We start from the raw sequence: 457 nt of genomic DNA on the forward strand, positions 1-457 counted from the left end.
GCCGTATCCGCGCCGCGCTCGCCGACGTCCCCCGCACCCCCGGCGCCACCAGCGCCCCCGACACCAGCCGCATCCCCCGCGACTACCTCAACGCCCACGTCCCCGACGACGACCCCACCACCCTCACCGACCTCCTCGCCACCCACATGACCGACTACCGCGCCCACGTCCACCGCACCACCACCGACCAACTCCCCCACACCATCGCCCAACTCCTCACCACACACCACACCCGCACCGCAGTCCTCCCCCCCGGCCTGCCCGAACCATGGCTGACCCACGCCACCGACATCACCACCACCACCGACCACAACCACCTCACCGCAACCCAACTCGACACCATCGACACCGTCATCACCGGCTGCGCCCTCGCCATCGCCGAAACCGGCACCCTCGTCCTCGACGCAAGCCCCGACCAAGGACGCCGCATCCTCACCCTCGTCCCCGACCACCACAT

The 457-nt window shown here is 70.5% G+C and carries 1 protein-coding gene; it reads left to right on the forward strand.

The genetic code is table 11. From position 1 onward, the window contains the following. Window positions 1–457: LUD domain-containing protein (locus tag WA788_RS35635; protein ID WP_335984663.1), on the forward strand; the 457-nt coding region annotated here is incomplete at both ends.

This window comes from Streptomyces sp. CA2R106, assembly GCF_037034245.1.
Lineage (GTDB): Bacteria > Actinomycetota > Actinomycetes > Streptomycetales > Streptomycetaceae > Actinacidiphila.